Source organism: Actinomycetospora sp. (assembly GCF_055612215.1).
In genome coordinates, this window is the sequence record NZ_JBVPVA010000481.1 from 1 (window position 1) to 4,662 (window position 4,662).

Below are 4,662 nucleotides of genomic sequence, written 5' to 3' on the forward strand. Positions count from 1 at the left end.
TCATCCAGAGCGCCGACATCGAGGGTGACGAGGTCAGGGAGATCCTCAGCAACGGCGAGAACGCCGCGAAGGCGTGGGGTGACCTCACCTCGACGCAGGCGATCGACAAGGCCACGCAGCTGCACCGCCGCCGGCTCGCGAGCGTCGGCATCAAGTTCTGGTGACCGGCGAGCCCGCTCCGGCCTAGTCGCCGTCCCCGTCGCCGTCCCCGTCGCCGTCTCCCGCGGCGGGCGGCGCCGGCTGTCCGGGGGCGGGCCGCGCGGGCGCCGGCGCAGCGGGCTGCCCGGGCGCGGCCGGCTGGTCGTCGTCGCGACCGGGGAGCTCCTGGACCTGGCTCGTCCCGGGCCTGGCGTTGTCGTCGTCGCCCTCGGGGTGGTGCGTGCTGAACACCAGCACCAGCCCGACGATGGCGGCCACGATCGCGAGGGCCGCCCCGACCCGGTCCTTCGTCACCATCACGTCGCTCCTACGTCGGTCGATCTCCGGTGGGCGGGGACCGGTCAGCCGTCGACGGGGACGCCGCCGAAGGCGACCAGGCTGATGACGAAGTAGGCGATGTAGAGGGCGAGCAGGACCACGCCGTGCCAGCGCCGCAGGTGCCCGGTGGCCAGGAAGATCGCCGAGAGCACCGTCGTGCCGACGAGCACCGGCAGGTGCCACGACAGGGCGGTGGAGTCGATGGTGATCGCACCGCCGACGAGCAGGATGATCCCCAGCTTGCCGGTCACGGAGAACACGACACTGCCGATGACGTTCGCGATCGCGATCTCCGGCGCACCGCGACGCTGCGGCTCGGCGGTGAGGAAGATGTCCTCGAGCGAGAGCGCCAGCGTCGCGATCGTGACGCCGAAGACCGTCCCCGAAATCTTGAAGGTGTCGAGGATGCCGTCGGTGCCCTCCCCGGCGACCACCGCGCCGACGACGAGACCGACCAGGGCGAGCACGGCCAGGGCGACGGTGATACCGGGCGACTGCCGGCGAGCCTTGAGGAAGCCGTCGTCGATCCGGAGGTCGGGCGGCAGGTCGAAGCCGTTGAACCCCCCGCCCGCGTTGCCGACGTCGGCGGCCGGGCCGTCGTGGCCGCCCTCACGCGTCAGGGTCGCGGTGCCGCCGCCGGGGGTGACACCGGCCTTCTCCAGCTGCTCGTAGACCTCCGCGTTGCGCCACACCGGGCGCCGGGCGGTGTACTCGCGGTAGGCGATCCAGCCGACGAACGCGACGAACAGCCCGCACAGGACGACGCCCGTCTCCAGCGTCAGCGCCCCCGTCGCGGCGACGACGTACATGAGGACCGGAGCCGCGACGAAGAGCGCCAGGTACGACTTCGGCACGTCGAACTCGCACGGCGCGATGATCGCGGCGAGCGCGAGGACGATCCCGGTCATCGCGACCGTCGTCCCGATGACGGTGCCGAGCGCGGCCTGCTTGAGGTCGTCGACGTTGAGCACGATGCCGTAGGCGAGGTCGTCGAACTCGATCCCGGTGAAGACCACCGCGATGAGGAAGAGCGAGATCGCCCACCGGCTCGCCACCCCGACCAGGTGGGCGATCAGCTTCTCGGCGCAGTAGACCAGCAGCGCGATGCCGAGCACGAATTCGACGATGGCGATCATGGGCAGCTCCTCGCCGAGCCATCGGAATCAGAGATCGAATTCGATGGTGATCGGCGCCACCCCGATCCGCAACGGGTTGACAGGCGGGTTGACAGGACCCGCCCGATCGGCGGGGTCAGCCGGTGTTGCGCATCCCCGCCGAGATGCCGTTGACGGTGAGCAACAGCGCCCGCTGGAGGTCCGGGTCGGGCTCGTCGACCGCCCGGCGCTCGGAGAGCGCGTGGACCTGCAGGTGGTGCAGCGGCTCCAGGTAGCTCTCGCGCACCTCGAGGGTCTGGCGCAGCAGCGGGTTGTTCGCGAGCAGCGCGTCGCCGGGGGAGAGGGCGAGCACCTGGCGCAGCGTCAGCTCGTGCTCGGCCTTGATGATCTCGAAGACGTCCTGGAGCTCCGGGTCGACGAGTTCGGAGACGTAGAAGCCCGCGATGCGCATGTCGGTCTTCGCCAGCGTCATCTCGACGTTGGAGAGCAGGTTCGCGAAGAACGCCCAGTCGCGCATCTCGTCGATGACGTCGCCGTACCCGGCGTCGTGGGCGGCCTTCAGCCCGGATCCGAGGCCGAACCAGCCCGGCACGATCATCCGCGACTGCGTCCAGCCGAACACCCACGGGATGGCCCGCAGGTCGTCCAGCGAGGTCTGCCCGCCCGCGCCGGGCCGCTTGCCGGGACGCGAGCCGACGTTGAGCATCGAGAGCTCGTCCACCGGCGTCGCCTGCGTGAAGAAGTCCGGCAGGCCGTCGTGCTCGATCAGCTCCGAGTAGGCCTCCTGGGCGGCGTCGGAGATGACGTCCATGGCCTCGTCCCAGCGCTTGAGCTGGTCGGCCGGCACGCGGCTGGTCTGGTGCAGCAGGGTCGCGTCGAGCACCGCCGAGAGCATGATCTCGAGGTTGTCCTCGGCCAGCGTGGGCAGCGAGTACTTGTCGGAGATGACCTCGCCCTGCTCGGTCACCTTCATCACCGCGTCGACGACGCCGTGGGGCTGCGCGGCGATCGCCTCGCCCGCGGGCCCGCCGCCGCGGCCGACCGAGCCGCCGCGGCCGTGGAAGAGGCGCAGCCGCACCCCGTGCTTGGCGGCGACGTCGCGCAGCTGGCGCTGGGCCTGGTGGATCGACCACTGGCTCGTCGTGATCCCGGCGCCCTTGTTGGAGTCCGAGTAGCCCAGCATCATCTCCTGGACGTCGCCGCGGGCCGCCACGATCGCCCGGTACGACGGGTCCGAGAGCATCCCGTCGAGCAGGTCCCCGGAGATCTTCAGCTCGGTGGCCGTCTCGAACAGCGGCACGATGTCCAGCGACGAGACCGCCTGCTGGCCGCCGTCCTCGGCCGCGGTGATCTCGATCAGCCCGGCCTCCCGGGCGAGCACCGCGACGGCGAGGACGTCGTCGACGTTCTGCGCCATCGACATGATGTAGGTGTGCAGGGACTCCTCGCCGTAGGTCTCCTGGATCCCCCGGATGCAGTCGAAGACCTCGAGGGTCTCCCGGAAGCTGTCGTCGCCGATCTGCTGCCAGTTGCGCCGCGGCGTGAGCGCCCGCCGGCCGGCCAGCTCCTTCGACAGCACCGCGATCCGCCCGTTGTGGTCCAGCTCGCCGTACGGGGTCTCCAGCTCGCCGAGGCGGTCGAAGAGCGCCGACAGCGCGGTGTGGTGGAAGTTGGTGTGCTCGCGGACGTCGACGCTGGCGAGGTGCAGCCCGACGGCGTTGGCGGTGCGCATGACGTCGCGCAGCATCCCGTCGGCGATCCGCTCGCCCTGGTGGGCGCGCAGCGAGCGGTCCATCACCTCGAGGTCGCGCAGGTACTCCTCGGAGCCCAGGTAGTCCCGCCCCGCCACGTGCGGGGTGCCGTTGACGTAGCGGTCGCGGGTGTTCTCGAGCCGGGCGTAGATGTACGAGCACTTGAGCCGGTAGGGCTCCTCGGCGTTGAGCCGGATGAAGCGGTCGTAGACCTCGGGGAGGTGGCGCCGGTCGCGGGCGAGGCCGCGGCGGAGGTCCTCGGACACCCCGACGAGCCGCGTGGAGACCGAGAGCTCCTGCACGAGGTCCTCGATCAGGCCGATCTGGATGCGCACCCCCCGCTCGGCGTAGATCCGCATGGCCTCCGCGGTCAGCTCGGCGGTGACGTTGGGGTTGCCGTCGCGGTCGCCGCCGACCCAGCACCCCAGCACCAGCGGGCGGGCGCCGTCGGGCAGCGACAGCCCGACCCTCACGAGCTCCTCGTCGAGCACCGTCAGGACCTGGGGCACGGCGTGGTGCCCGAGCTGCTCGAGGTAGTACGCCGCCGAGCGGGCCTCGTCGAGCACCGTCGGGCGCTCGGGTCGAATCTCGTCGGTCTGCCAGATGAGGTCGACGAGGCGGTGCAGCTTCGTCTCCTCGATCTCCTCGGGGAGGTCCTGGGCCAGCACGTCGGCGATCCCGCGCAGCTTGCCGAGCACCGACTGGCGCTGCGCCTCGGTCGGGTGCGCGGTGAACACCGGCTTGAGCTCGAGGCGCGAGAGCGCGGTGGAGAGCTCCTCGGGGTCCGCCTCGGCGACGAGCCGGTCGGCGAGCTGGTGGATCGGGCCCTTGCCGTCCTCGTGGCGCGCCCCGCGCTCGGCCGCGCGGTGGGTCTGCTCGGCGAGGTTGGCCAGGTGGAAGTACGTCGCGAAGGCCCGGGCGAGCACGGTGGCTGTACCGGGGTCCAGGTCGGAGAGCAGGTCGCGGATCCCGGTGTCGCCCTTCTCCGGGACCTCACGGACCAGCCGGCGCACCTGCTCGACGAGCTCGAGCATCTCGTCGCCGTTCTGCCGGGCGAGGGTGCGCCCCAGCAGCGTGGAGAGTCGCCGGATGTCGCTGCGCAGCGCGGAGTGCTCCGACTCGGAGGAGACGCTGCCCTCGGTGGACACGGAGTCGGCGCGGGCGGAACGGCGGCCGGTGCTCATGCTGGCGTCTCCTCGGGCTCTCGGGGGTCATGATCGCCCACGGCACCGGGGACGTGCCCGATTGTGCCCCAGCGGGGTGCCGCTCTACACCTGTGCGCCGCGTGGCGCTCACCCCTGCGCCCGGTCCGCCAGGAA

General features: G+C 71.4%; 3 protein-coding genes. All 3 read right to left on the reverse strand.

Translation table 11 applies throughout. From position 1 onward, the window contains the following. Positions 1 to 183 precede the first annotated feature (183 nt). On the reverse strand, positions 184 to 456 hold the full coding sequence (locus AC0CYZ_RS13370) for a hypothetical protein (protein WP_472216052.1): 273 nt from the start codon (positions 454 to 456) through the stop codon (positions 184 to 186). Positions 457 to 500: 44 nt separating this feature from the next. After that, positions 501 to 1,613, reverse strand: a complete 1,113-nt coding sequence (locus AC0CYZ_RS13375) for a sodium:calcium antiporter (RefSeq protein ID WP_472216054.1) — start codon at positions 1,611 to 1,613, stop codon at positions 501 to 503. Between the two features lie 115 nt (positions 1,614 to 1,728). Next, positions 1,729 to 4,527: a phosphoenolpyruvate carboxylase gene (gene ppc / locus AC0CYZ_RS13380; protein WP_472216056.1), complete on the reverse strand. Its 2,799-nt coding sequence runs from the start codon at positions 4,525 to 4,527 to the stop codon at positions 1,729 to 1,731. Positions 4,528 to 4,662: the final 135 nt, after the last annotated feature.